The organism is Rhizobium sp. Rhizsp42, from assembly GCF_047304155.1.
Lineage (GTDB): Bacteria > Pseudomonadota > Alphaproteobacteria > Rhizobiales > Rhizobiaceae > Rhizobium.
On the sequence record NZ_JBGLYS010000003.1, the window covers coordinates 1 to 22,706 of the forward strand.

The window sequence follows — 22,706 nt, forward strand, 5'->3', positions numbered from 1 at the left end:
GCCTCAAATCACTAAACATCCAAACCCCACCTTACTATCGGGGGCGGCTGCTGTCCCACAACTTCTGCCGGGTATTGTTTTGCTGGGGCCGCTTTTGGGGGCCCGCGTCGCCGACGCCGGTGACTTTTTCGGGAGTTCCGGCTCTAAGGCTGTGCAATCCATCGATTTTCCAGTATTCAGGGCGCGCACTTCATCTTCTTGCCGCATTCCTTAATACTGCTCGCATCACCATCGAATTGGAGATACGCCTGTCCATGATCAAGAAATTCATCCTTCTCGCCGTTGCCGCGACCTACCTCAGCGCCTGCACGACGACGGATCCGTATACGGGCCAGCAGAAGATGTCGAACACATCGGGCGGCGCGCTGCTCGGCGCCGGCGTCGGCGCGCTCGCGGGTCTCGCCGTTGGTGGTTCGCCGGTTGGTCGACGTAACGCGGCGCTGATCGGCGCCGGTGTCGGCGCTCTCGCCGGCGGCGCGATCGGCAACTACATGGACCAGCAGGAATCGGAACTGCGCGCGCAGCTCCAGGGCACCGGCATCTCCGTTACCCGCAACGGCGACAACATCATCCTGAACATGCCGTCGAACATCACCTTCGACGTAGACCAGGATGCCGTGAAGCCGGGCTTCTACCCGACGCTGAACTCGGTGGCGATCGTGCTGCGCAAGTTCAACCGCACGCTGATCGACGTCAACGGCCACACCGATTCGACCGGCAGCCTGCAGCATAACCAGGATCTGTCGCAGCGCCGCGCCGAGTCCGTCGCCGGCTATCTCGGCGGTCAGGGTATCGACCAGCGCCGCATGTCGGCCGTCGGCTTCGGCCCGTCGCAGCCGGTGGCCTCGAACGCTTCGGAAGCCGGACGCGCGCAGAACCGCCGCGTCGAAATCCAGATCGCGCCGATCACCCAGAGCTGATCGGGCTGGCTTGAGAGTTAAAGCGGCCGGGCTCGATGCCCGGTCGTTTTGCGTCAGAGTAGTTTGAATTACGCAATTCCGGCCGGAAAACCGCTTCACACTTTTCCTGGCATTGCTTCAAGGGTGCATGACAGCGCCCTTGGTGATCTTGTCGACGATCTTCTTGTCGGCGCGGATGGCGATGCCGACCATCTTGGCATCATCGGGCGCGTATTTTTCGAAGACGGCGCGGTTGGCGGCGTCGTGGCCGGTCGCAAACATCTCCTCGATGAAGAGCGACGCCGTGATGCCGCGCTCCAGCGTGCGGCGGTGGATGGTGGACATGGTCTCCTCGGGTGCTGCCAGAACGATGATCGGCTGGATCGAGAGCGGGTTGTAGAGATTGCCCGCGCGGTCCTTGTAGGCGTCGCCGATGATCTCCGGGTTCTGGCCGGTGATGCCGCTCATCAGGAAGGCGGTGACATTCAGCGTCTGCCAGGATGGAAGATTGTTTCGCAGCACGATCGCAATTTTGGTATCAAACATTCCAGTCTCTTTTCATGCGGGTTTCGACGTCGGTTGGATGAGGATCTAAGCCATCACGCCCTTGAGGGTCTTGAACGTTTGTGCACGGAGAAGGGTGCCAACGGGCGCGCTATTTCGCCCGGCATCCTGACCGCGCCGGCCTTTCCTGGCATCGAGCGCATCGAGGCGCAGTTCGCGGGAAACGCGTTTGAGCCGCATCGTCACGATACCTATGCGCTCGGGGTGACGATCAAGGGCGTGCAGACCTTTTCCTATCGCGGCGAGCGGCGTTTCAGCCTGCCGGGGCAGGTGATCGTGCTGCATCCCGACGAGGAGCATGATGGCGGGGCCGGGACCGATCACGGGCTGCAATACCGCATGCTTTATCTGGAACCCTCGCTGCTCTTCGATTGTCTTGAAGCGGCGCGCATCGGCTTGCCCTTCGTCGATCAGCCTGTCGTCAACGATCCCGTGCTTGCCGGCACGCTTCTGGCGGCGCTTGGCGAGCTGGACCGGGAATTGGATGAACTCTTCGTCGACGATTTCGTGTCACGCGTGGCGGATGGTCTGGCGCGGCATGCGGGTGCTCCGCCCCGGCCGCTCGGCAGCATTGCCTGGCAGCGCGCGAGGCTGGCGCGGGATTATCTCGAGGCGCATGCGACACGGCCGGTCACATCGGGCGAGCTGGAGGCGGTCACGGGGCTCGACCGGTTTCAGCTGGCGCGGCATTTTCGGGCGGCGTTCGCGACCAGCCCGCACCGTTATCTGCTGATGCGGCGGCTGCAGCAGGCGCGTGCGATGATCGGGGCCGGGGAGGCACTCGCCGAGGCGGCGTTCGCCACCGGCTTTGCCGACCAGAGCCACTTCAATCGGCATTTCAAGAAGGCCTATGGCATGACGCCAGGCCAATGGGCGGGGCTGAGGCGAGACCTTTTCTAGGCCGGATTTTCCGCAAGGCCGGAGCGCTTGGCGATGAAGCGCGCGAGCATCGGGCCGGTCAACAGGATGATGAGCAGGCGGCCGATCTGCATGGCCATCACGAAGGGCACGTCGACATTGCTGGAGGCGGCGATGATGGCGACGGAATCGGCGCCACCCGGGCTGGTAGCGAGATAGGCGGTCAGCGGATCGACGCCGGCGAAGACATGCAGCGCATAGGCCATGCAGCCGCACAGCGACATCAGGATCAGGATCGAGGCGGTCACGCGCGGCAGGGCGCGGGCGGCATGGGCGATGATCCCGCGCGTGAACCGCAGGCCGATGCTCCAGCCGATCAAGGCATAGCTGATCGCCAGGAGCCACATGGGGAGCTCGATCTTCAGGAGGCCGAGGCCCTGCAGCAGCGAGCCCGTGAACAGCGAGACGATGATGGTGCCGCCGGGAATGCGGAAGCGCGTGGCGCAATAGGCCGAGAGACAGGTGAGCGCGACGGTTGCGGCCAGGGCCGGCCAGTCGATCGGCGGAAACAGGATGAGCGGTGGCGGCTCGCCGCCATCGGCTGCCACCCACAGGCGGGCGACGACGGAGGCGGCGACGGCCACGAAGACGACGCGCAGATATTGCATGAAGGCGACGAGGCGCGCATCGGCGCCATAGGCCTCAGACATGACGACCATGGCCGCCGCAGCACCCGGCGATGAGCCCCAGACCGCCGTCGTGCCCGGCAGCACCTGCCAGCGGGTCAAGAGCCAGCCGAGCAGGCCGGCTGCGGCGATGACGGCGAAGATCATGGAGAGGAAGAGTGGGGCGTCGCTCGCCATCGTCTGCAGGATATCGACGGTGATGGCACGGGCCATCATGAAGCCGACCAGCGCCTGGCCGAAAAGCAGCGGCCAGCGCGGGACACGCAGCGAGCCCTTGCCGACCGAGACGGCGAGGAGGATCGCCGCCACCATCGGGCCGATCAGCAGCGAGGCGGGCAGGCCGAGCATTTCCAGGCCAACGACAAGAATGGTGGAGAGGGCGAGCAGCAAAGCCCAGCGCGGCAGGCTGGCGGTTCGGAACTGGCGGCTGGCGTCTTTCAACGGCTTATCCGATGCATGTCTTGCCAATGCTGATGACGGGTCGATGCGACGTCTGGGGGAGCGGCAGAGGCTTTGCTGGAAAATCGGCGGGCGCCGATGGCGTGCCGTGGATATAGGCGCGGGCGGGGTCGGGGGTCAATTGCGAATTCTTGGGCTTTTACATCCTGACATTGGCGGCGAGGAAATCGAGGAGCGCGCGCACCCGCGCCGGCAGAGGGCCGCCCTGGCCGATATAGACGGCGTGGAATTCCTCGGTGTCGTGAGGGTTGAGGTCTTCGAGAACCGGGATCAGGCGGCCGGCCTTGATGTCGGCGCGGACGGTGAAGCGGGCGAGGCGGCCGAGGCCGGCGCCCGACAAGGCCATGTGCCGCATCGCCTCGCCATCGGCGACCTGGATGCCCGGTATGAGAGGCAGCCGGATGACGTCGCCGCCATCGCGCATGGGCCATCCCTCGACGCTGCGAGCATAGGAGAGGCCGATGCGGCGGTGATGTTGGAGATCGGACACGGTGGCGGGCGTGCCGCGTGTTTCGAGGTAACCGGGCGAGGCGACGATGACCATGTCCGTCGCCCCGAGCTTGCGGGCGATCAGCGTCGAGCTCTTCAGCGGTCCGGCGCGGATGGCGACATCGGCGCGGTCGTCGAGGAGGTCGACGACCCTGTCGGTGTGGGAGATATCGAGCGTGATCCTTGGGTGGAGCGCCAGGAAACCCGAGACGAGCGGCGCCAGGATGTGGTTGCCGAAGGAGGCGCTGGTGTTGATGCGCACCGGGCCGGCGGCAAGTTCTCCAGATGCTGCGGAGCGCTCGGCTTCGGCGATATCGGCGAGGATGGTGACGCTGCGCTCATAGAAGGCGCAGCCCTCGGGCGTCAATTGCAGCTTGCGGGTGGAGCGATTGACGAGGCGGGCGCCAAGCCGGGCTTCGAGCCGCGCGACCAGCTTGCTGACGGCCGATGGCGTCATGCGGCAGGCATGGGCGGCGGCGGTGAAGCCGCCTAGCTCGACGGCGCGGACGAAGACTTCCATCTCTCCGGAGCGGTTGATGTCTGGTCTGCTCATGATGACTTCAATTCATGAATTGTGTGCCTGACGGCAATCTATTTCATCGCGTGTGGAGTGTCTATCTCTGGTGAAACAACAGGAGACAGACCATGGAATACAGACAGCTTGGTGCATCCGGCCTTCGCGTGCCGGTGTTGAGTTTCGGCGCGGGCACGTTCGGCGGATCTGGGCCGCTCTTCGGCGCCTGGGGCAATACCACGGGCGCCGAGGCGTCGCGGATGGTGGATATCGCGATCGAGGCGGGGGTGACGCTGTTCGATACCGCCGACGTCTATTCGGCGGGTGCGTCCGAGGAGGTGCTTGGCCATGCGATCAAGGGCAGGCGTGATCAGGTGTTGATCTCGACGAAGATGGCGCTTCCTATCGGTGACGGACCGGGGGATTGGGGGACGTCGCGCGCAAGATTGCTGCGGGCAACGGATGCAGCGTTGAAGCGGCTTGGGACGGATTATATCGACCTCCTGCAGCTGCACGCCTTCGATGCATCGACGCCGATCGAGGAGGTGCTGTCGACGCTGGATCAGCTGATCGATGCCGGGAAGATCCGCTATGTCGGTGTCTCCAACTTCTCCGGATGGCAGCTGATGAAATCGCTCGGCGTGTCCTCTCAGCATGGCTATTCGCGCTATGTGGCGCATCAGGTCTACTACTCGCTGGCCGGCCGCGACTATGAGTGGGAGTTGATGCCGCTCGCCGCCGACCAGGGCGTCGGGGCGCTGGTGTGGAGCCCGCTTGCCTGGGGACGGCTGACCGGAAAGATCAGGCGCGGGCAGCCGCTGCCCGAGGGAAGCCGGCTGCACCAGACGGCGGAATACGGGCCTCACGTCGACGATGAGAAGCTCTACGATATCGTCGATGCGCTCGACATCGTCGCCGAAGAGACCGGCAAGACCGTGCCGCAGATCGCGCTCAACTGGCTGATCGGCCGCCCGACCGTGTCGAGCGTGATCATCGGCGCGCGCAACGAGGAGCAGCTGCGGCAGAACCTTGGCGCTGTCGGCTGGTCGCTGTCGAAGGAGCAGGTCGAGCGGCTCGACAAGGCCAGTGCCGTCAGCGCGCCTTATCCCTATTTTCCGTATCAGCGGCAGGAGGGTTTCGCGCGATTGAACCCGCCGCTCGTCTGAGGTCGGTGATGGCCGTACTGCTGCGGCCATTCTGCCACTGGACAGTCGCCATCTCTTGTCTCATACCAACGTGCCCTCGGGCAACGACGGTAAGGAGATCAAAGAGATGGCGCTCAAAGACGCAAAGGCCGGCACACGCAACGAGGCGGGTATCGCCAGCGTTCTCGGTATCCTGAAACAGAGCTTCGGCGAGCGCTTCCAGACCGGCCAGTCGTTTCGCGAGCAACACGCGCATACGACCACCTACATTCCCTCGCAGCTGCCTGACGGCGTGCTCTTCGCCGAGAGCGCCGATGATGTGAAGGCTGTCGTCAAGGTTTGCGCCGAGCACAAGGTGCCCGTCATCGGCTTTGGTACCGGTTCGTCGCTGGAAGGGCAGGTCAATGCGCCGAATGGCGGCATTTCGATCGATTTCAGCCGGATGAACCGTGTGCTGGAGGTCAATATGGAAGACCTCGACTGCACCGTCGAGCCGGGCGTGACCCGCGAGGACCTCAACACTTATCTGCGCGACACCGGCCTGTTTTTCCCGATCGATCCCGGCGCCAACGCCTCTATCGGCGGGATGACGGCGACGCGGGCATCCGGCACCAACGCCGTGCGCTACGGCACGATGAAGGACAATGTCCTGTCGGTGACCGCCGTCACCGCCAATGGCGAGGAAATCCGCACGGCGCGGCGCGCTCGCAAATCCTCCGCCGGCTATGATCTGACGCGGCTTTTCGTCGGGTCCGAGGGTACGCTTGGCATCCTGACTTCGGTGACGCTGCGCCTGCAGGGTATTCCGCAGAAGATCGGCGGCGGCGTCTGTGCGTTTCCGACGGTGCGTGCCGCCTGCGACGCTGTCATCATGACGATCCAGATGGGCGTGCCGGTCGCGCGCATCGAGCTTCTCGACGCCCTGCAGATCCGTGCCTGCAATGCCTATTCGAAACTGAACTACGACGAAAAGCCAACGTTGTTCGTCGAGTTCCACGGAACCGATGAGACCGTCGCGCTGCAATCGGCGCAGTTCGGCGAGATCGCGGCGGAGTGCGGGGGCGGCGAGTTCGCATGGACCGTCAACGCCGAGGAACGCAACAAACTCTGGAAAGCCCGCCATGACGCCTATTGGGCTTCGCGCGCGCTGGCGCCGGAGATGGCGGCGTTGTCGACCGACGTCTGCGTGCCGATCTCGCGCCTGGCCGATTGCATCGGCGAGACGCAGGCCGATATCGAGGAGCACGGCTTGCTGGCGATGATCGTCGGCCATGCCGGCGACGGGAACTTTCACGTGCTGCTCTTGTTCGATGACAAGACGGAGGAAGGGATCGCCGTTGCCGAGGGCTTCGTGGCGCGCCTCAACAAGCGGGCGCTTGAAATGGACGGCACCTGCACCGGCGAACACGGTATCGGTCAGGGCAAGATGGCGTTTCTCGAAGAAGAGCTCGGGGGCGCGGTCGATCTGATGCGCCAGGTCAAGCATGCGCTCGACCCGGATAACATCTTCAATCCGGGCAAGATTTTCCATTCTGCCTGAAAATCAACACTCTGTTTTGATCTTGGCTTGCTTGCGGCATGAATGCCGATAGGGATTGAGAACAGCGTAGCGAATCGGAGCGCCGCCGGGAAAGCGTGGGCGTAACAAGGAATTGCGCGGTTTGTTGCCTGAAAGCGGCTTCACACGCTTCGGGTTGATGATCTAGGGTCAAAATTCGATCGGGTTTCCTGATCGAGTTTGGCCTGGTGTCCGCGGTGTAGCCCGAATGGAGAATGATTGACTTGGTAGGCCGGTTTCTCGTCGTACTGGGTGGTGTGGTTGTCGTGGCGCTGTTCGTGGCGCTGTTCGCGCCTATGTTCATCGATTGGACCGGCTTCCGACAGAATTTCGAGGATCAGGCCAGCCGTATCATCGGCAAGAAGGTCGTGGTCCACGGCGCGGTCGATGCGCGCCTTTTGCCGTTCCCCTCGGTGACGATGCACGACGTGCGCGTCGGCCAGGAGCAGGACGGCTCGCCGATCGTGCAGGTCGAGCAGTTTTCCATGGATGCGGAACTGGCGCCGTTCCTCTCGGGCGAGGCGCTGATCTTCGACATGCGTGTAGTCAACCCCAAGGTCAAGCTGCGGCTCTTGAAGGACGGCACGCTCGACTGGACGCGCGGCAGTCAGCCGGAAATTCCCGCCAAGACCGTCGTTCTCGAGAACGTGCATGTCAGCGGCGGCGACGTGCAGTTCATCGACGACCAATCGGGCCGTACGCGGCTCGTGACCGGGATCAACGCCGAGATGTCGGCGAAATCGCTGGCCGGGCCGTGGCGGATCGAGGGTGATGCGGCGCTCGACGGCGAGCATGGCAATTTCCTCATCTCCAGCAACCAGCTGGACGAGAACGGCGTTCTCAGGATGCGCACCCGGCTGCAGCCGGACAAGCATCCTGTTTCGGTCGATCTCGATGGCGAGCTGAAGCTCGTCGACCGCAAGCCCAATTACCAGGGCACGATGTCGGCGCAGATCGAGCGCACGGGCACGAACCAGGCAAAGGGCACCGACAAGACCCAGCCGCCGCGGCTGAAGGGCAAGTTCGAGCTTACCAACGAGAGCATCCGCATTCCCGAATACCGTCTCGAGATCGGCGCGGTGGAAGACCCCTATGTGGTGACCGGCGAAGCGACGCTTGATACCGGCGTGAAGCCGCAGTTCCTGCTTACCGCCGATGGCCAGCAGATCGACGTCAACCGCATCGGCAACCAGGGCTCCGGCGGCAAGACCTCGCGCGATCCGAGCCTGTCGGCCAAGCAGCGGCTGAACGCGCTGATCCAGATCGTCTCGCAGATCCCGGTGCCGCAGGTGCCCGGCAAGGCGAGTGTCAGGCTGCCGGCGATTGTTGCCGGTGATACCACCATTCGCGACGTGCAGCTCGATCTGGAGCCGGCCGGCAGTGGTTGGACGATCGACCATGCCTTCGGCACGCTGCCGGGGCGCACGCTGGTCGAGGGTAACGGTCAGCTGACGCTGCAGGGGCAGCCATCCTTCAAGGGTGCGATCACCGTCGCCTCCAAGCAGCCGACCGGGCTTGCCTCGTGGCTGTCGGGTGATGTCGATCCGGCGATACGGTCGCTGCAGCAGGCCGGGTTTTCGGCGAATGTGAACCTCACGCATGAGCGGCAGACGTTCGACGATCTCGAGATCGCGGTTGGTCCCGCGACGCTCAAGGGCAGGCTCGACCGCCAGGCGGTGCCGAACCAGGCGCCGACGCTTGATGTCGCGCTTGCCGGCGATGCGCTCGATCTCGATGCGCTGAGGGCACTGACCGGCCTGTTTACCGGGCAGGATGCGGGCAATAACGTGCTCGACCACAAGATCAAGGCGCAGCTCAAGGCCGACAAGTTCACGGCGTTCGGTGTCGAAGCGGGCGATGTCGAGACGAGCTTCACGATCGCCGACGGCGCGCTCGGGGTGGACAAGCTTTCGGTGAAGAACCTGGCGGGCGCCGAGTTCACGGCGACCGGCCGCGCCGAGGGCTCGCTGCTCGATTACAAGGGCTCGGGCGAGATCACCTTCAAGGCGGCCGATCCCGGCCCGTTTTTCACGATGCTGAAGCAGAAGCTGCCGGCCCATCCTGTTATGGATCGGCTGGTGCGTAACGCGGCCTGGTACACGAACACGGCGCTGCGCGGCGCCGTCACGCTCGGCGGCGATCAGGGCGATGGCCTCTCGGTGACGCTTGCCGGTGTCGCCAATGGCAGCCGCGTGAACCTCGATTACCGCATGTCCGACCTTCTGGCGCTGACCGGCAAGGGCACGACCAGCCTCGAGGCGACGCTCGAGAATAATGTGACGTCGGTGCTGTTCGGCCAGGCGGGGCTCGATCCGTTGCCTGTCGATGCGGATGCGAACGGCCGCATGACGCTGAAGGTGCAGGCGGAGGGGACCGATCCGGCCGATGCCAACCTGACATTCGCCACGGACCGCACCTCGTTTACCGCCGCCGGCAAGGTCGATATCCGGCCGCAGAGCTTCATGAACGGGCAGCTGGCGCTGTCGCTGGAGAGCGCCGATCTCGACCCTTATCTCGTGATGAACGGTATCGGCGTGCCGCAGATGGGCACCGGCCTGCCGTTCAAGCTGACGACGACGGCGGCGATCGACGGCGACAAGGTCGCTTTCGGCAACATTGCCGGCCATGCGGCGGACAACGAATTCACCGGTGCGATGACGCTGGATCGCAAGGCAGAGCGGACGACCGCCTCGGGCGATCTTGCCCTGACGAAGGCCGATGCCACCTGGCTTGGCGAAGCGGTCTACGGGCCGATGACCGATCCCGCGAACGGCAACCTCCTGGCCGCGCCGCTCGGCATTCCCGTGTTCAAGGACATGGATGTCAACCTGAAGCTTAACGCCAAGCAGTTCTGGCTCGGCTGGTCGAACCCGATCACCGACTTCACCTCTAACGTCGCCTACAAGGGTGACGAACTGCAGCTCAACGACATGAAGGGCAACTGGGACGGTGGCACTGTCGATGCCAATGTGAAGTTCACCAATGCCGATGGAACCGGCTTCCTGCAGACCAAGCTTGCGCTTGCCGATGCCGATCTCGGCGGTGTCGTGTGGCAGCGGGACGGCGGTTCGCCTGTGGCCAGCGGCAAGTTCGGGCTGGCGCTGTCGATGGAGGCTTCCGGCAAGTCGATGAAGGATATCGCAAGCTCGCTCAACGGTTCCGGCGAGATGAAGCTCGGCGATACCAGCGTGCGCGGTCTCAATCTCGGCATGCTGGCGCCGCTTCTGTCGGCGACCGACCCGATGCAAGACCAGCTGAACGCCGGCAAGGTGCATCCGATCGTCGAGACGCTGCTCAACAACGGCGAGGCGAAGCTGCCGGCGACGGCGGTGCCGTTCAACGTCACGGACGGAGTGCTGAGGGTTCAGAACGTGACTGTCGCCACTGACCAGGCGACGCTGACGGGCAATGCGCAGATCGACCTGCCGCAGGAGCGGATCAACGCGTCGCTCGACATCAACCTCAATCCGATGGGCGAGGCGCTGACCGGCGCGGATCCGTCGATCCGGCTCGACTTCTCCGGCGTTCTCGGATCGCCGGGCCGGGTCATGGATGTCACCGATATCACCGGCTACCTGTCGCTGCGCGCCTTTGAGCGCGAACGGCGGCGGGTTGAGAAGCTGCAGTCGAACGTTCTCGAACAGCAGCGTCTGCGCCGCGAGGTGTCGCTCGCCAAGTTCAACGATCAGGAGCGCGAGAAGGCCGCCGCCATCGAGGCGCAGCGCAGGGCGGAGGAGGAGCGGCTGAGACTGCTCGCGACCCAGCAGGCCGAGCGCGACCAGGCGGCAGCAGCGGCCAAGGCCGAAGCTGAAGCCAAGGCGCAGGCGGAAGCCGCCGCGAAGGCCAAGGCGGAAGCGGATGCCAAGGCCGCGGCCGAGGCGGCGCGCCGCGCGCAGGAGCAACTGATCACGCCGCCGCAGAATTCGCTGAACTTCAACACGGTGCCGGGTTTGCCGGGCGTGCAGGTTCCGCAATAGCGTCTTGCGCGGCCGGTGCCGGCTGTCGGTGAGGTCTCAGCGCTTGCGGGCGCGGGCGACGATGTCGTTGACGAAGGCGGCCTTGGCGGCGGTGTAGCCGTCGCCGTCATATTCGAAGCGTTCGGCCAGCTTGAGCTTCAGCGCCTGATAGTCGGCGGCGGCTTGCGGGTGGGTTCTCAGATAATCGCGGAACTGGATGCGCCGGTGGTGCGTGTCGTGGCCTTCGGGGCATAGGTAGATCCGCTGCCTGGGTGTCGTGGCGCGCTTCATGAAGGCGAAGATGTCGGCGTCGTAGCGGTTGCCGCGCGGCTCGTAGCCGGCCGCTTCCATCAGCGGGCAGGCGTCGATGACGTCGGCTGCGGTCGGCATGTTCACATCGATATCGATGAGCGGTTTGGCGGCCATCCCCGGGATGGAGGTGCTGCCGATGTGGTGGATATCGAGCATGCGATCGCCCAGCAGGGTTTTCAGGGCGGCAGCGATTTCGCGGAAGTGCGCCGGCCATTCTGCGTCATAGGGGACGATCTCAACGCGCTCCGGCATCCGTCGCTTCCCCGTTGTCGGGCTGGTTATCCTGTGGCGACGGAGCGACGCCCGTCGATTTCAGCCAGGCGAGCACGTGGAGACGCAGCGCCGAGGAGAGGTTGCTGTCGGCGTCCCTGTTGTCGTCGATCTCGGAAATCAGGCCGGCGAGCGGGATGGTGCGGGCGGCGGCGATGGCGGTGAGCTCGGTCCAGAACTCGTCTTCCAGCGACAGGCTGGTGCGATGGCCATGCAGCGTGATGGAGTGCTTGCGGATCATTGCGCAGATTGTTCGGAAACTGATTCCGCAAACGCGCGCAAAGGCTTGATCGCTGAGTCTTTTTCGCGGTCGCGCGCGGTCATTCGGCGTCGTCGTTCTTGTCGATGCGGCCCTGGTCGTGCGCGCGCTCGGCCTTGTCGTTCAAAGCCTTGGTGAGCTGCTTTTCCTGCTTGGTGCGGCCGAAGGAAATCCGGTTCTGCTCGGCCTGCTTCTCCTTGTCGGAGCGGGCCTGCTTCTTCTTGAACTGGCGGAGATTGACGATTTCGGCGCTCACGGGACACCTACAATATAAAAACAGGCGATATGAAAAAGGGAAGCGATTGCTTCCCTTTGGTTCTTACTGCTTCTTGCGGAAGGCGTCGAGAGAGACGACCGATCCGGCTTTCTTCTCGTCGCCGTCGGCAGGCTTGGCCGCCGCGTCTTCGGTCTTTTCCGCCTTTTCGGGGGCGACCGGGTAGGCGGTGATCTCTGCTTCCGGCAGTTCGTCGCTATCGGCGAGCGGCACGTCGAACTCAAGCTCGAAATTGACCGACGGATCGTAAAAGCCGCGGATGGCGTTGAAGGGGATGAAGAGCTTTTCCGGAACGTCGGAGAAGGAGAGGCCGATCTCGAAGCTCGATTCGGTGACCTTCATTTCCCAGAACTGGTGCTGGATGACGATGGTCATCTGCTCGGGATACTTGGACTTCAGGGCCTGCGAGATGCGCACACCGGGAGCGCCGGTCAGAAAGGTGATGAAAAAGTGATGCTCGCCCGGCAGGCGGCCGGTTGCCGCGACTTCCGACAATACCTTGCGGATGACGCCGCGAAGCGCGTCCTGTGCCAGAATGTCGTACCGGATATGATCCTGCCCCATGCTTTCCCTGTCTTTCTTTCGTCCGTACGTCTGTTCCAAGCCTATATGCCATGCTCAAGCGGCTTGGAAAAGCCCGCAGCCGAGTCATGCTTTCGCAAATCATACATGATTTGAGCTTGGGGGAGAAGGTGAAGGCTTCTGTTGCCAGGTGCCTTCGGACCCCGCCTTAAGGTGCGAACCTTCAGGACTTAATTTGAAGTGTCACACCGCGATTAAGCAGCGAGACGAGCTTCCGCATAGTTGTCGTTTGCAACTACAATTTTAGCCCGATAACGGCGGTACAATGCCGAGCAAAAAGACGATCTTTACACCCTTGTCGATCCTGTTTCGCCCCCATCAAAAGCCGGCCATCTCTTTGTAAGGCCGCCGGTTTTTGGTGGAGGCGCCGGGTACCGCCCCCGGGTCCAATAGGCTTATTACACCGCTCATTTATCGCCATAGCCAATCCGAGGACTGGCAAGGCTGATATAGTGTTTTCCGGAGCGCATGGGAAGAGCCATCGTCACAAAAGCATCGTGGTCTTTCAAGGAATCACCGGGAAAAACACGGGGGCGTGATTGGTTTTGCCGGTCGATGGGCTTAAATATGGGAAAAATGGAATCGGCGGCGGGCGATGAAGCAATATCTCGATCTCTTGAACCACGTGATGGAAACCGGAACCGACCGCGGCGACCGGACCGGAACCGGCACGCGTTCGGTGTTCGGCTACCAGATGCGCTTCGATCTGCAGGAGGGCTTTCCGGTCCTCACGACGAAGAAGCTGCACCTGCGCTCGATCATCCATGAGCTCCTGTGGTTCCTGAAGGGCGACACCAATATCGCCTATCTCAAGGAGCATGGTGTCTCGATCTGGGACGAGTGGGCCGACGAGAAGGGCGATCTCGGCCCTGTCTATGGCGCGCAGTGGCGCTCCTGGCCGGCGCCCGATGGCGGGCATATCGACCAGATCGCCAATCTGGTGTCCGGCCTGATCAAGAACCCGAATTCGCGCCGTCATATCGTTTCTGCCTGGAATCCCGCCGAAGTCGACAACATGGCGCTGCCGCCGTGCCACTGCCTGTTCCAGTTCTACGTCGCCGACGGAAAGCTGTCGTGCCAGCTCTATCAGCGCTCGGCGGACGTGTTTTTGGGCGTGCCGTTCAATATCGCCTCCTATGCGCTGCTGACGATGATGGTCGCGCAGGTGACCGGGCTGAAGCTCGGCGACTTCGTGCATACGCTCGGCGACACGCACATCTATCATAACCATTTCGAGCAGGCGAAGCTGCAGTTGACGCGCAAGCCGAAGCCGATGCCGTTCATGCGCATCAATCCCGAGGTTAAGGACATTTTCGGCTTCAAGTTCGAGGATTTCGAGCTGGTCGGCTATGAGGCCGATGCCAGCATCAAGGCGCCGATCGCGGTCTGATTGAGGGGTTTCATGTCCGATATCCGCAAGACGATCGTGGTTGCCGCTGCGCGCAACGGCATCATCGGCCGTGACGGCGACATGCCGTGGCGGCTTTCGACCGATCTGAAGCGGTTCAAGGCGCTGACGCTGGGAAAGCCCGTGATCATGGGGCGCAAGACCTATGATTCGATCGGTCGCCCGCTGCCGGGACGGCCGAACGTGGTGATCTCGCGTTCAACGGTCATCGATCATCCTGACGTCAGCACCGTCGGCTCGCTCGACGAAGCTGTCGCGCTGGCGGAGAGGCTGGCGGTGGAAACCGGCGCGGACGAGATCTGCATTATCGGCGGCGGGCAGATCTACGGCCAGGCGATCGATATCGCCGATCGTCTCTGCCTGACGCATGTGGAGACGGATGTGGATGGCGATACGTCGTTTCCCGCGATCGATCCCGCCATCTGGCGTGCCGGCGAGACACTCGACGTGCCAGCGGGCGAGAAGGATACCTATCCGACCCGCTACGTCGTTTATGACAGGCGCTGAGCGGCGAAAAGAAACTATTTTCCAATAAACATTGCCAAGTTCCTCATGCTGCGTTGAAAGCCGATGCAGCGATACCTATAACGGTTTCGAGCGCGAATATCCGTCGCCCCCGTGGGTTAAGCGATCGCAGAGTGTAACGAACAACGAGGTTTTGATGCCCTGGAGCAATCAGAATGGCGGCGGCGGCCCTTGGGGCGGCGGCGGCGGTGGAGGAAATAATCAGGGACCATGGGGGCAGGGGCCGAACCGTCCACGCGGCGGTGGTGGCGGCGGAAAGGGCGGACCTCCCGATCTGGAAGACATGATCCGTCGTGGTCAGGACCGGCTGCGCGGCGTCGTGCCCGGCGGGTTCAACACAGGCGTTCTCTTGATCGTCGCGGCTGTCATCGTGGCTTTCTGGCTCTTCCAGTGCATTTACATCGTCCAGCCGGACGAGCGCGGGGTGGAGCTGCGTTTCGGTAATCCGAAGCAGGAAGTGGCCGCACCGGGCCTGCATTTCCACCTGTGGCCGATGGAAACGGTCGAAATCGTCAAGGTCACGGTCCAGCAGCAGAATATCGGCGCGACCTCGTCTTCTTCGTCGAACGGCCTGATGCTGTCTGGTGACCAGAACATCCTCAACGTCCAGTTCTCGGTGTTCTTCACCGTGACGGATCCGAAGGCCTATCTCTTCAACGTCGAGAACCCAGCCGAGACGCTGCAGCAGGTCGCCGAAAGCGCAATGCGCGAAGTCGTCGGCCGCCGTCCTGCCCAGGACGCGTTCCGCGACAATCGTCAGCCGATCGAAACCGAAGTGGCCGCCATCGTGCAGGGCACCATGGATCGCTACAAGAGCGGTATCTCGATCAATGCGATCACCATCCAGGACGTCGCGCCGCCGCGTGAAGTCGCCGATGCCTTCGAAGAAGTGCAGCGTGCCGACCAGGACAAGCAGCGTCTCGTCGAGGAAGCGAACCAGTATGCCAACCAGAAGCTCGGTCAGGCTCGCGGTGACGCGGCGCAGATCCGCGAAGCGGCTGCCGCATACAAGGATCGCGTCGTGAAGGAAGCGGAAGGTGAGGCGCAGCGCTTCAGTTCCGTCAACGACGAATACACGAAGGCTCCCGAAGTGACCCGCAAGCGTTTGTTCCTGGAAACCATGGAACAGGTGCTGAAGAACTCCAAGAAGGTCATCATCGACGAGAAGCAGGGGGTCGTGCCCTATCTGCCGCTCAACGAAATCGGCAAACCGGCGCAGCAGGGAGGTTGATCCATGACGTCGAATAAACTTCCCATCTTTCTCGTCGTCTTCGCCGTGGTTCTCATGGTGCTCTACTCGTCGATCTTCGTGGTCAACGCGCGCGAGCAGGCGATCGTCGTTCGCTTCGGTCAGATCCAGTCGGTGAAGACCGAGCCCGGCATCTACTTCAAGCTGCCGTTCACCTTCATGGATGCCGATCGCGTCCAGATCGTCGAGAAGCAGGCGCTTCGCTTCGACCTCGACAACATCCGCGTGCAGGTTCGCGGCGGCGCGACATTCGATGTCGATGCCTTCGTGATCTACGACATCCGCGACGTTCGCCGCTTCCGCGAAACGGTATCGGGCGACCGCGAATCCGCCGAAGCACGTCTCCGCACGCAGCTCGATTCGTCGCTGCGCCGCGTCTACGGTCTGCGTGATTTCGATGCCGCTCTTTCCGAAGAGCGCGTGGCGATGATGCTCGAGGTGCGTGATGACCTGCACAAGGATGCCGAGGCGCTTGGCCTCAACATCCAGGACGTGCGCATTCGCCGTACGGATCTGACGCGCGAAGTCGCGCCGAAGACCTACGACCGCATGCGCGCCGAGCGTCTTGCCGAAGCCGAACTCCTGCGTGCGCAGGGTGGCGAAGAGGGTCAGCGTCGTCGCGCCATCGCCGACAGACAGGTTGTCGAAATCACCGCCGAAGCGCAGCGTGATTCCGAAATCCTGCGCGGTGAAGGCGAAGCGGAACGCAGCAGGCTCTTTGCCGATGCGTTCAACAAGAACCCAGCGTTCTTCGAGTTCTACCGCTCGATGGCGGCCTACACCACGGCTATGTCCTCGCAGGACACGACGCTGGTGCTCTCGCCGGACACGGATTTCTTCCGCTACTTCAACAGCGCGACCGGCCAGCCAGGCCAGGTTCCTTCGGCGGCACCAAGCCTGCCTGCGGTTCCGGCTGCACCGGCGAACTGATCGCGATCATCTGAAGTTCTATCGGGGCCGGCATCTTGCCGGCCCCTTTATTTTATGGGGATTTTGCCGCGGTTCCCAGAGTTCACGAACACCCCACGCAGATTGCACGGGATTTCGCGAAAAGGTGATTTCACCCTCCATCATTACGCCTTATGCTCATGTTCAGAGTGCGTTTTTGACACACATGAGGATGCTTGATGGCCCCCACGATCCGCCCGACCTTCAGACGATCGCTCGCGCTTCTGGCCGGGGCAGCAATGCTGGCTAATGTCGGCTTTGCCGGGGTTGTTCATGCACAGGCCACGCCGCCGACCAACGGTCCGGCGTCGGTTGCCGATCTCGCGGAAGGACTGCTCGACGCGGTCGTGAACATCTCGACATCGCAGAACGTCAAGGACGACGAGGGGGCCGGCCCGGCGCCGCGCGCACCCGACGGATCGCCGTTCCAGGAGTTCTTCAACGACTTCTTCAATAAGCAGAAGGGGCGGCCCGGCGGCAACCACAATGTCAGCTCGCTCGGCTCCGGCTTCGTCATCGATCCAGCGGGCTTCATCGTCACCAACAACCACGTGATCGAAGGCGCCGACGATATCGAAGTCAATTTCGCCGACGGCAGCAAGCTCAAGGCCAAGCTGATCGGCACCGACACCAAGACCGACCTCTCGGTGCTGAAGGTCGAGCCGAAGGCGCCGCTGAAGTCAGTCAAGTTCGGCGATTCCAGCGGCATGCGCATCGGCGACTGGGTGATGGCAATCGGCAACCCGTTCGGCTTCGGCGGTTCGGTCACCGTCGGCATCATCTCGGGACGTGGGCGCAATATCAACGCCGGGCCTTACGACAATTTCATCCAAACGGATGCGGCGATCAACAAGGGCAATTCCGGTGGTCCGCTCTTCAACATGAAGGGTGAGGTTATCGGGATCAACACGGCGATCATCTCGCCGAGCGGCGGCTCGATCGGTATCGGCTTCTCGGTGCCTTCGGAACTCGCGGCCGGCGTCGTGCAGCAGCTGCGCGACTTCGGCGAGACGCGTCGCGGCTGGCTCGGCGTGCGCATCCAGCCCGTTACCGACGACGTGGCCGACAGCCTCGGCCTCTCTAGCGCCAGAGGCGCGCTGGTTGCGGGTGTCATCAAGGGCGGGCCTGTCGACGACGGCTCGATCAAGGCCGGCGACGTCATCCTGAAATTCGACGGCAAGGCCGTCAACGAGATGCGCGACCTGCCGCGCGTGGTGGCTGAAAGCCCCGTGGGCAAGGCAGTCGATGTCGTGGTGCTGCGCGATGGCAAGGAGCAGACCGTCAAGGTCACGCTCGGCCGGCTCGAAGACAGCGATCAGGCGGCTGCGGACAGCTCGGACAGCAACGGCGGCGTGATCAACCCGGATCCGCAGGAAAACCAGGACATGGATGAGCCCGACAGCGATCAGGCCCAGCCTATGCCCGACGGCAAGGGCAAGCCGGCCCAGCCGGCGCCTGATGTCGGCGATGCAAAGAACGTGCTCGGCCTGTCGCTATCGGCGCTCAATGCGGACAATCGCAAGAGCTTCGGCATCGCCGAGAGCGTCGACGGCGTTCTCGTCTCAGAGGTCAAGCCGGGTTCGCTTGCGGCCGAAAAGGGCCTGAAGGCCGGCGATGTGATCGTGGAAGTGGCGCAGGAATTCATGCGCTCGCCGGAGACCGTCGTCGCCAAGGTGCAGTCGCTGAAGCAGGAAGGCCGCCGCAACGCGCAGATGATGATCGCCTCTGCAAACGGCGACCTGCGGTTTGTTGCGGTGCCGATGGAGTAGGGCTGCGTCAGCCAATTCATGGATATCTGAAAGCCGGACCCCAGTGGTCCGGTTTCTGTTTTATACCGTCACGAAATCCGTCTTGCGGTAGCCCTGGATGTAAAGGAGCGCACTGAGGTCGGCGTGGTTGATCTGGATTTTCGCTTCGGCGGCGACGGCGGGTTTGGCGTGGAGGGCGACGCCTGCGCCGGCGAGATGCAGCATGCCGAGATCGTTGGCGCCGTCGCCGACGGCCATTGCCTCTTCAGGGGAGATGCCGAGTTTCTTGGAGATATCCTCAAGCGCATCGACTTTCGCCTGCTTGCCGAGGATCGGTTCGGCGACGAAGCCGGTGAGGTGGCCGTTTTCCTCGAGCAGGATGTTGGCGCGGTTTTCGTCGAAGCCAAGGGTGGCTGCGATGCGGCTGGTGAAGACGGTGAAGCCGCCGGAGACCAGCGCCGTGTAATAGCCCTTCGCCTTCATCGTCGCGATGAGTTCCATGCCACCCGGCGTCAGCGTGATGCGCTTGGCGATCACTTCGTCGATGACGGAGATCGGCAGGCTCTTGAGGAGCGCCACGCGTTCGCGCAAAGCGGGTTCGAAGGCGATCTCGCCGTTCATTGCGCGGGCGGTGATCGCGGCCACCTTGTCCTTGAGGCCGACTTCGGCCGCCAGTTCGTCGATGCATTCCTGGCCGATCATGGTCGAATCCATGTCGGCGATCAAAAGCTTCTTGCGGCGCGTCTGCTGGTCCTGGATGACGAGATCGATCGGGGCGCTGGCGATGACCGCCGTTATCGCGGCGTGGGCGGCTGTCGCGTCGGTGCCGTCGCGCAGCGCGATATCGCAGGCTACTCCGTCGGCCAGCCAGTAGAGACCGGATGCCTTGGCGGCGTCGGCGGCCTTCTCGGCGATGGCGGCTGTCAGAACAGGATTTGACGGATTGGCAACAAGCGTGGCAACGAGAGCCATGATGGAAAACCTTCTGAACGCAATGGACGCGATCCTGATAACCGGGCCGACGGCCAGCGGCAAGTCCGCGCTGGCCGTTGAACTCGCGAAACGTCACGATGGCGTCGTGATCAATGCCGACAGCATGCAGGTCTACGACACGCTGCGGGTGCTGACGGCGCGTCCGTCGGACGAGGATATGCAGGGCGTGCCGCATTATCTCTACGGCCACGTGCCCGCCGCGACCGCCTATTCGACCGGCGCCTGGCTGCGCGACGTGACGGCGCTGTTGCCGCAACTGCGGGCGGACGGGCGTCTGCCTGTCTTCGTCGGTGGAACGGGGCTGTATTTCAAGGCGCTGACCGGCGGCCTCTCCGACATGCCCGCGATCCCCGAGGAAGTCCGCACGCGGCTCAGGGCGCGGCTGATCGAGGAAGGGGGCGCGGTGCTTCATACGGAGCTCGCGGCGCGCGATGCCGACGTGGCGGCGGCGCTCAATCCGCAGGATGGTCAGCGGATCGTCCGGGCGTTGGAGGTGCTTGAGGTGACGGGACGGTCGATTACCGAGCTGCAGGGGCGGTCCGGCCCCATGGTGATCGATCCGGACAGGGCGCGAAAGATCGTGGTGCTGCCGGAGCGCGCGGTGCTGCACGACCGTATCAACCGGCGTTTCGAGCTTATGCTGGCTGAGGGCGCCGCCGACGAGGTGAGGGCGCTGCTGGCGCTGTCGCCGGCGCCTGAGATGCCCGTGATGAAGGCGATCGGTGTGTCGCAGATCGCGGCCATGCTTGATGGTACGATGTCGCGCGAAGATGTGCTCGAAAAAGGAGCGGCTGCGACGCGGCAATATGCGAAGCGGCAGATGACGTGGTTTCGCAACCAGATGGATGAGAGCTGGGAGCGGCGGAGCTAACTCGGTCCGCCCACTCAATCCTTGTCGTAAAGGCTGCTCAGCGGCTTCTTCAGGATGCTTTCGCGCAGCGATACGCCGGGTTCGCGACGAATACTCGTCGGCTGCGCTTGTGGGTCGGCGGGACGCGGGGCCGGATTTTGTTCGCCGCGCATTTCGCGTCTCAGTGCTTCCAAGCGGCTGTCGATCGAGGTGTCGGCGGCGACGCCGAAGGATTCGCGCGATGATCGCGGCGGTGCTGCCGGTTCGCGCGATGCTGGGGCTGACGGCAGCATGTCGCGGCGGTAGGGTTCGATCGGGGCGAGCGGCGGGGTGACCGGGATCGGCGCCGGGATGATCGGCGGATAGACGTCGGCCGCGAAGACCTTGTCGTAGTCCGCGTCCTCTTCTTCCCCTAGGTCGAGGCCGGCGTTCTTGACGCTTTGCTGGAAGGCGGAGATGTCGGGGCCGCTCACCGCGCGCATGCGGGTGACGATCTTGCGCAGATCGACATTATCTGGATCTTCCTCGGTGAATTTCGGCGTGGCGCCATTGGCCTTCGGCAGCAGGTCCTCGCTGACGCGGGAGAAGCGCATGCGCATCGGCACGCTGATCGCCTCGCCGAACGCGATGGCTTCGCCGTTGCCGATCGAGGAGATGAAGCTTGTCGTCGAGATCGAGGAATTCGGGATGGCCGAGCGAATGATTTCCTGGTCGCGGTCGTTGGCAAGGCGCATGGCAAACAGCGTCGAGCACTGCGACAGGATCGTCTGGTCGAGTTCGCCCGGGCGCTGCGTGATGATGCCGAGCGAGACGCCGTATTTGCGGCCTTCCTTGGCGATGCGGGCAATCGCCTGGCGCGTCGGGAAAAAGCCGAGCGTGGGGTCCGACGGAATGTAGCGGTGCGCTTCTTCGCAGACGACGAGCATATGGATGGCGCCATCGCTCCACAGCGCGATTTCGAACGCCATGCGGCACAGTACAGAGGCCACGGAATTGACGACCTCCGACGGGATGCCGGAGAGCTGGAAGGTGCAGATCGGCTTGTTGTCGCCGGGCACGCGGAAGATCTCGGCCACCGTCTCCATGATCGTATCGGAGATCGTGTTGTTGGAGAACATGAAGTGGTAGCGCGGGTCATTGATCGCGGCGATGATGCGCATCTTCAGCGACCGCAGGAACGGCTTTTCGCCGCGCCCTTCCAGGCGGCCGATGCGTTCGTCGATCAGCGCCAGGAGGTCCGCCATGCGGTAGGGAACCGGCGTGTCGGCGGTGATCGAGCTTTTCTCGGTGGTGCGGCGAACCAGCGAATTGTCGCTGCCGCGGAAGGCGCGCTTGGCTTCCGGCAGGATGTCGCGCAGCATGTCGAGCTCTTCCGGCACCGGCGTGCGGCCGCGGAACACGACTTCGGCGAATTCTTCCAGGCGCATCAGCCAGAAGGGAAGGTCGAGCGTATCGGTATCGACGACGACGGAGTGCTTGGGGAAGGCGGCGGCGAATTCGTTATGCGGGTCGAGGATCAGGACGCGCAGCTTGGGGTCGGCCTCGATCGCCTTGTGAAGCAGCAGCGACACGGCGGTCGACTTGCCGACGCCGGTGGAGCCGACGATGGCGAAGTGTTTCGACAGCATGGAGGGGACGTGGATGGACGCATCGATGGTGTCGTCCTGGGTCAACTTGCCGATGACGGCGGTGGTTCCCGTGCCCGCGTCATAGATGCGCATCAGGTCGGCGGAGCGGATGCGGTGCGCGACGGCGCCGAGATAGGGGTAACGCGAGATGCCGGTCGAGAATTGCTCCGTGCCGTCCTCGTCGACGCGGACCTCGCCGAGCAGCTCGGTCTCGATCTTGAAATAGTTGTCCTCGCCTTCGCCCCAGGCATGCGTGCCCGTATTCATAGAATAGACGAGCGCCACGACGCGGTTGCGACCGACGGTGATCGAGATCAGGCGGCCGACGGACCAGAGTTCGGTGAGGTCGGTGGCGCCGGCTTCGGCGACGGCTGCGATGGTGGCGCGGGACCCGCTGCACGCGACGACGCGGCCGAGGAAACGGTTTCCCGGCGCTAGCACATCGCGGCGGTCATGCTCGCCCGCGCTGCCTGACGTCTGCAAGTCGTTGTTCTGCAAAGGGCTACTCCCTGAGATTGCAGGGCAGGATATA

At 63.3% G+C, this 22,706-nt stretch carries 21 protein-coding genes and 1 other RNA gene; 12 read left to right on the top strand and 10 right to left on the bottom strand.

The genetic code is table 11. From position 1 onward, the window contains the following. Together ACCD05_RS04380 and ACCD05_RS04385 are read left to right on the top strand one after the other, a co-directional pair. Positions 1 to 214 (top strand): hypothetical protein (locus ACCD05_RS04380; RefSeq protein WP_413391245.1); only part of this gene is annotated, 214 nt, incomplete at its 5' end. Between the two features lie 40 nt (positions 215 to 254). Then, positions 255 to 920, top strand: coding sequence for an OmpA family protein (locus tag ACCD05_RS04385; protein WP_047505753.1), 666 nt, complete (start codon positions 255 to 257; stop codon positions 918 to 920). A 117-nt stretch (positions 921 to 1,037) separates the two neighbouring features. Here the strand turns inward: ACCD05_RS04385 and ACCD05_RS04390 are convergent, their stop codons facing one another. After that, the gene (locus tag ACCD05_RS04390; RefSeq protein ID WP_413391247.1) at positions 1,038 to 1,445 is read right to left on the bottom strand and encodes a DUF2000 family protein; all 408 of its coding nucleotides are present in this window, start codon (positions 1,443 to 1,445) and stop codon (positions 1,038 to 1,040) included. Between the two features lie 33 nt (positions 1,446 to 1,478). Here ACCD05_RS04390 and ACCD05_RS04395 point away from each other — a divergent pair, with 33 nt between their 5' ends. Then, positions 1,479 to 2,363, top strand: coding sequence for an AraC family transcriptional regulator (locus tag ACCD05_RS04395; protein ID WP_413391249.1), 885 nt, complete (start codon positions 1,479 to 1,481; stop codon positions 2,361 to 2,363). Here the strand turns inward: ACCD05_RS04395 and ACCD05_RS04400 are convergent. Together ACCD05_RS04400 and ACCD05_RS04405 are read right to left on the bottom strand one after the other, a co-directional pair. After that, on the bottom strand, positions 2,360 to 3,448 hold the full coding sequence (locus ACCD05_RS04400; RefSeq protein ID WP_111562079.1) for an AbrB family transcriptional regulator: 1,089 nt from the start codon (positions 3,446 to 3,448) through the stop codon (positions 2,360 to 2,362). The two genes, ACCD05_RS04395 and ACCD05_RS04400, sit on opposite strands and share 4 nt — an antisense overlap. Before the next feature lie 157 nt (positions 3,449 to 3,605). Further along, positions 3,606 to 4,508 carry a LysR family transcriptional regulator gene (locus ACCD05_RS04405; protein WP_413391251.1) on the bottom strand — a complete coding sequence of 301 codons (903 nt, stop codon included), beginning with the start codon at positions 4,506 to 4,508 and terminating at the stop codon, positions 3,606 to 3,608. 92 nt (positions 4,509 to 4,600) lie between these two features. Here ACCD05_RS04405 and ACCD05_RS04410 point away from each other — a divergent pair, with 92 nt between their 5' ends. The 3 genes from ACCD05_RS04410 to ACCD05_RS04420 all read left to right on the top strand — a co-directional run bounded on the left by ACCD05_RS04410 (position 4,601) and on the right by ACCD05_RS04420 (position 11,149). Beyond that, positions 4,601 to 5,635 carry an aldo/keto reductase gene (locus tag ACCD05_RS04410; protein WP_413391253.1) on the top strand — a complete coding sequence of 345 codons (1,035 nt, stop codon included), beginning with the start codon at positions 4,601 to 4,603 and terminating at the stop codon, positions 5,633 to 5,635. A gap of 106 nt (positions 5,636 to 5,741) precedes the next feature. Continuing rightward, a complete protein-coding gene (locus tag ACCD05_RS04415) occupies positions 5,742 to 7,154 on the top strand; it encodes an FAD-binding oxidoreductase (RefSeq protein WP_018900289.1) in 1,413 nt (470 codons plus the stop codon). A 242-nt stretch (positions 7,155 to 7,396) separates the two neighbouring features. Further along, positions 7,397 to 11,149, top strand: a complete 3,753-nt coding sequence (locus ACCD05_RS04420) for an AsmA-like C-terminal region-containing protein (RefSeq protein ID WP_413391632.1) — start codon at positions 7,397 to 7,399, stop codon at positions 11,147 to 11,149. A gap of 36 nt (positions 11,150 to 11,185) precedes the next feature. Here the strand turns inward: ACCD05_RS04420 and ACCD05_RS04425 are convergent, their stop codons facing one another. The 5 genes from ACCD05_RS04425 to ssrA all read right to left on the bottom strand — a co-directional run bounded on the left by ACCD05_RS04425 (position 11,186) and on the right by ssrA (position 13,304). Next, positions 11,186 to 11,692, bottom strand: a complete 507-nt coding sequence (locus ACCD05_RS04425; protein ID WP_413391255.1) for a GrpB family protein — start codon at positions 11,690 to 11,692, stop codon at positions 11,186 to 11,188. Next, entirely contained in the window at positions 11,676 to 11,951 is a 276-nt protein-coding gene (locus ACCD05_RS04430) for a ribbon-helix-helix domain-containing protein (protein WP_413391257.1), read from the bottom strand. The genes ACCD05_RS04425 and ACCD05_RS04430 overlap by 17 nt, the downstream gene beginning before the upstream one ends. 79 nt (positions 11,952 to 12,030) lie before the next feature. After that, complete coding sequence (locus ACCD05_RS04435) at positions 12,031 to 12,225, bottom strand: DUF4169 family protein (protein WP_018900293.1); 195 nt, start codon at positions 12,223 to 12,225, stop codon at positions 12,031 to 12,033. A gap of 63 nt (positions 12,226 to 12,288) precedes the next feature. Then, positions 12,289 to 12,807 (bottom strand): SspB family protein, encoded by a 519-nt coding sequence (locus ACCD05_RS04440; RefSeq protein WP_018900294.1) that lies wholly within the window; start codon positions 12,805 to 12,807, stop codon positions 12,289 to 12,291. Positions 12,808 to 12,934: 127 nt separating this feature from the next. Continuing rightward, positions 12,935 to 13,304, bottom strand: a transfer-messenger RNA (tmRNA) gene (gene ssrA / locus ACCD05_RS04445). Between the two features lie 116 nt (positions 13,305 to 13,420). On the opposite strand from ssrA, the gene ACCD05_RS04450 reads away from it, so the two are divergent. The 5 genes from ACCD05_RS04450 to ACCD05_RS04470 all read left to right on the top strand — a co-directional run bounded on the left by ACCD05_RS04450 (position 13,421) and on the right by ACCD05_RS04470 (position 18,724). Then, a complete protein-coding gene (locus ACCD05_RS04450; protein ID WP_111562032.1) occupies positions 13,421 to 14,215 on the top strand; it encodes a thymidylate synthase in 795 nt (264 codons plus the stop codon). Positions 14,216 to 14,227: 12 nt separating this feature from the next. Beyond that, positions 14,228 to 14,740, top strand: coding sequence for a dihydrofolate reductase (locus tag ACCD05_RS04455; RefSeq protein ID WP_413391260.1), 513 nt, complete (start codon positions 14,228 to 14,230; stop codon positions 14,738 to 14,740). Between the two features lie 154 nt (positions 14,741 to 14,894). Continuing rightward, on the top strand, positions 14,895 to 15,989 hold the full coding sequence (gene hflK, locus ACCD05_RS04460) for an FtsH protease activity modulator HflK (protein WP_047505628.1): 1,095 nt from the start codon (positions 14,895 to 14,897) through the stop codon (positions 15,987 to 15,989). A gap of 3 nt (positions 15,990 to 15,992) precedes the next feature. Continuing rightward, positions 15,993 to 16,937 carry a protease modulator HflC gene (hflC, locus tag ACCD05_RS04465; protein WP_112941792.1) on the top strand — a complete coding sequence of 315 codons (945 nt, stop codon included), beginning with the start codon at positions 15,993 to 15,995 and terminating at the stop codon, positions 16,935 to 16,937. A 197-nt stretch (positions 16,938 to 17,134) separates the two neighbouring features. Then, complete coding sequence (locus ACCD05_RS04470) at positions 17,135 to 18,724, top strand: DegQ family serine endoprotease (RefSeq protein ID WP_413391263.1); 1,590 nt, start codon at positions 17,135 to 17,137, stop codon at positions 18,722 to 18,724. 60 nt (positions 18,725 to 18,784) lie between these two features. Here ACCD05_RS04470 and serB read toward each other — a convergent pair whose 3' ends face one another. Then, complete coding sequence (gene serB, locus ACCD05_RS04475; RefSeq protein WP_413391265.1) at positions 18,785 to 19,675, bottom strand: phosphoserine phosphatase SerB; 891 nt, start codon at positions 19,673 to 19,675, stop codon at positions 18,785 to 18,787. Here serB and miaA point away from each other — a divergent pair. Further along, complete coding sequence (gene miaA, locus ACCD05_RS04480) at positions 19,674 to 20,567, top strand: tRNA (adenosine(37)-N6)-dimethylallyltransferase MiaA (protein WP_413391634.1); 894 nt, start codon at positions 19,674 to 19,676, stop codon at positions 20,565 to 20,567. The two genes, serB and miaA, sit on opposite strands and share 2 nt — an antisense overlap. A gap of 14 nt (positions 20,568 to 20,581) precedes the next feature. Here the strand turns inward: miaA and ACCD05_RS04485 are convergent, their stop codons facing one another. Next, positions 20,582 to 22,672 carry an ATP-binding protein gene (locus ACCD05_RS04485; RefSeq protein ID WP_413391267.1) on the bottom strand — a complete coding sequence of 697 codons (2,091 nt, stop codon included), beginning with the start codon at positions 22,670 to 22,672 and terminating at the stop codon, positions 20,582 to 20,584. Between the last annotated feature and the right edge of the window lie 34 nt (positions 22,673 to 22,706).

Coding starts and splice junctions, on each gene's coding strand:
- hflC (WP_112941792.1), top strand. CDS start 15,993: ATGACGTCGAATAAACTTCCCATCTTTCTCGTCGTCTTCGCCGTGGTT.
- ACCD05_RS04390 (WP_413391247.1), bottom strand. CDS start 1,445: ATGTTTGATACCAAAATTGCGATCGTGCTGCGAAACAATCTTCCATCC.
- ACCD05_RS04385 (WP_047505753.1), top strand. CDS start 255: ATGATCAAGAAATTCATCCTTCTCGCCGTTGCCGCGACCTACCTCAGC.
- miaA (WP_413391634.1), top strand. CDS start 19,674: ATGATGGAAAACCTTCTGAACGCAATGGACGCGATCCTGATAACCGGG.
- serB (WP_413391265.1), bottom strand. CDS start 19,675: ATGGCTCTCGTTGCCACGCTTGTTGCCAATCCGTCAAATCCTGTTCTG.
- ACCD05_RS04405 (WP_413391251.1), bottom strand. CDS start 4,508: ATGAGCAGACCAGACATCAACCGCTCCGGAGAGATGGAAGTCTTCGTC.
- ACCD05_RS04455 (WP_413391260.1), top strand. CDS start 14,228: ATGTCCGATATCCGCAAGACGATCGTGGTTGCCGCTGCGCGCAACGGC.
- ACCD05_RS04410 (WP_413391253.1), top strand. CDS start 4,601: ATGGAATACAGACAGCTTGGTGCATCCGGCCTTCGCGTGCCGGTGTTG.
- hflK (WP_047505628.1), top strand. CDS start 14,895: ATGCCCTGGAGCAATCAGAATGGCGGCGGCGGCCCTTGGGGCGGCGGC.
- ACCD05_RS04470 (WP_413391263.1), top strand. CDS start 17,135: ATGGCCCCCACGATCCGCCCGACCTTCAGACGATCGCTCGCGCTTCTG.
- ACCD05_RS04450 (WP_111562032.1), top strand. CDS start 13,421: ATGAAGCAATATCTCGATCTCTTGAACCACGTGATGGAAACCGGAACC.
- ACCD05_RS04415 (WP_018900289.1), top strand. CDS start 5,742: ATGGCGCTCAAAGACGCAAAGGCCGGCACACGCAACGAGGCGGGTATC.
- ACCD05_RS04425 (WP_413391255.1), bottom strand. CDS start 11,692: ATGCCGGAGCGCGTTGAGATCGTCCCCTATGACGCAGAATGGCCGGCG.
- ACCD05_RS04430 (WP_413391257.1), bottom strand. CDS start 11,951: ATGATCCGCAAGCACTCCATCACGCTGCATGGCCATCGCACCAGCCTG.
- ACCD05_RS04440 (WP_018900294.1), bottom strand. CDS start 12,807: ATGGGGCAGGATCATATCCGGTACGACATTCTGGCACAGGACGCGCTT.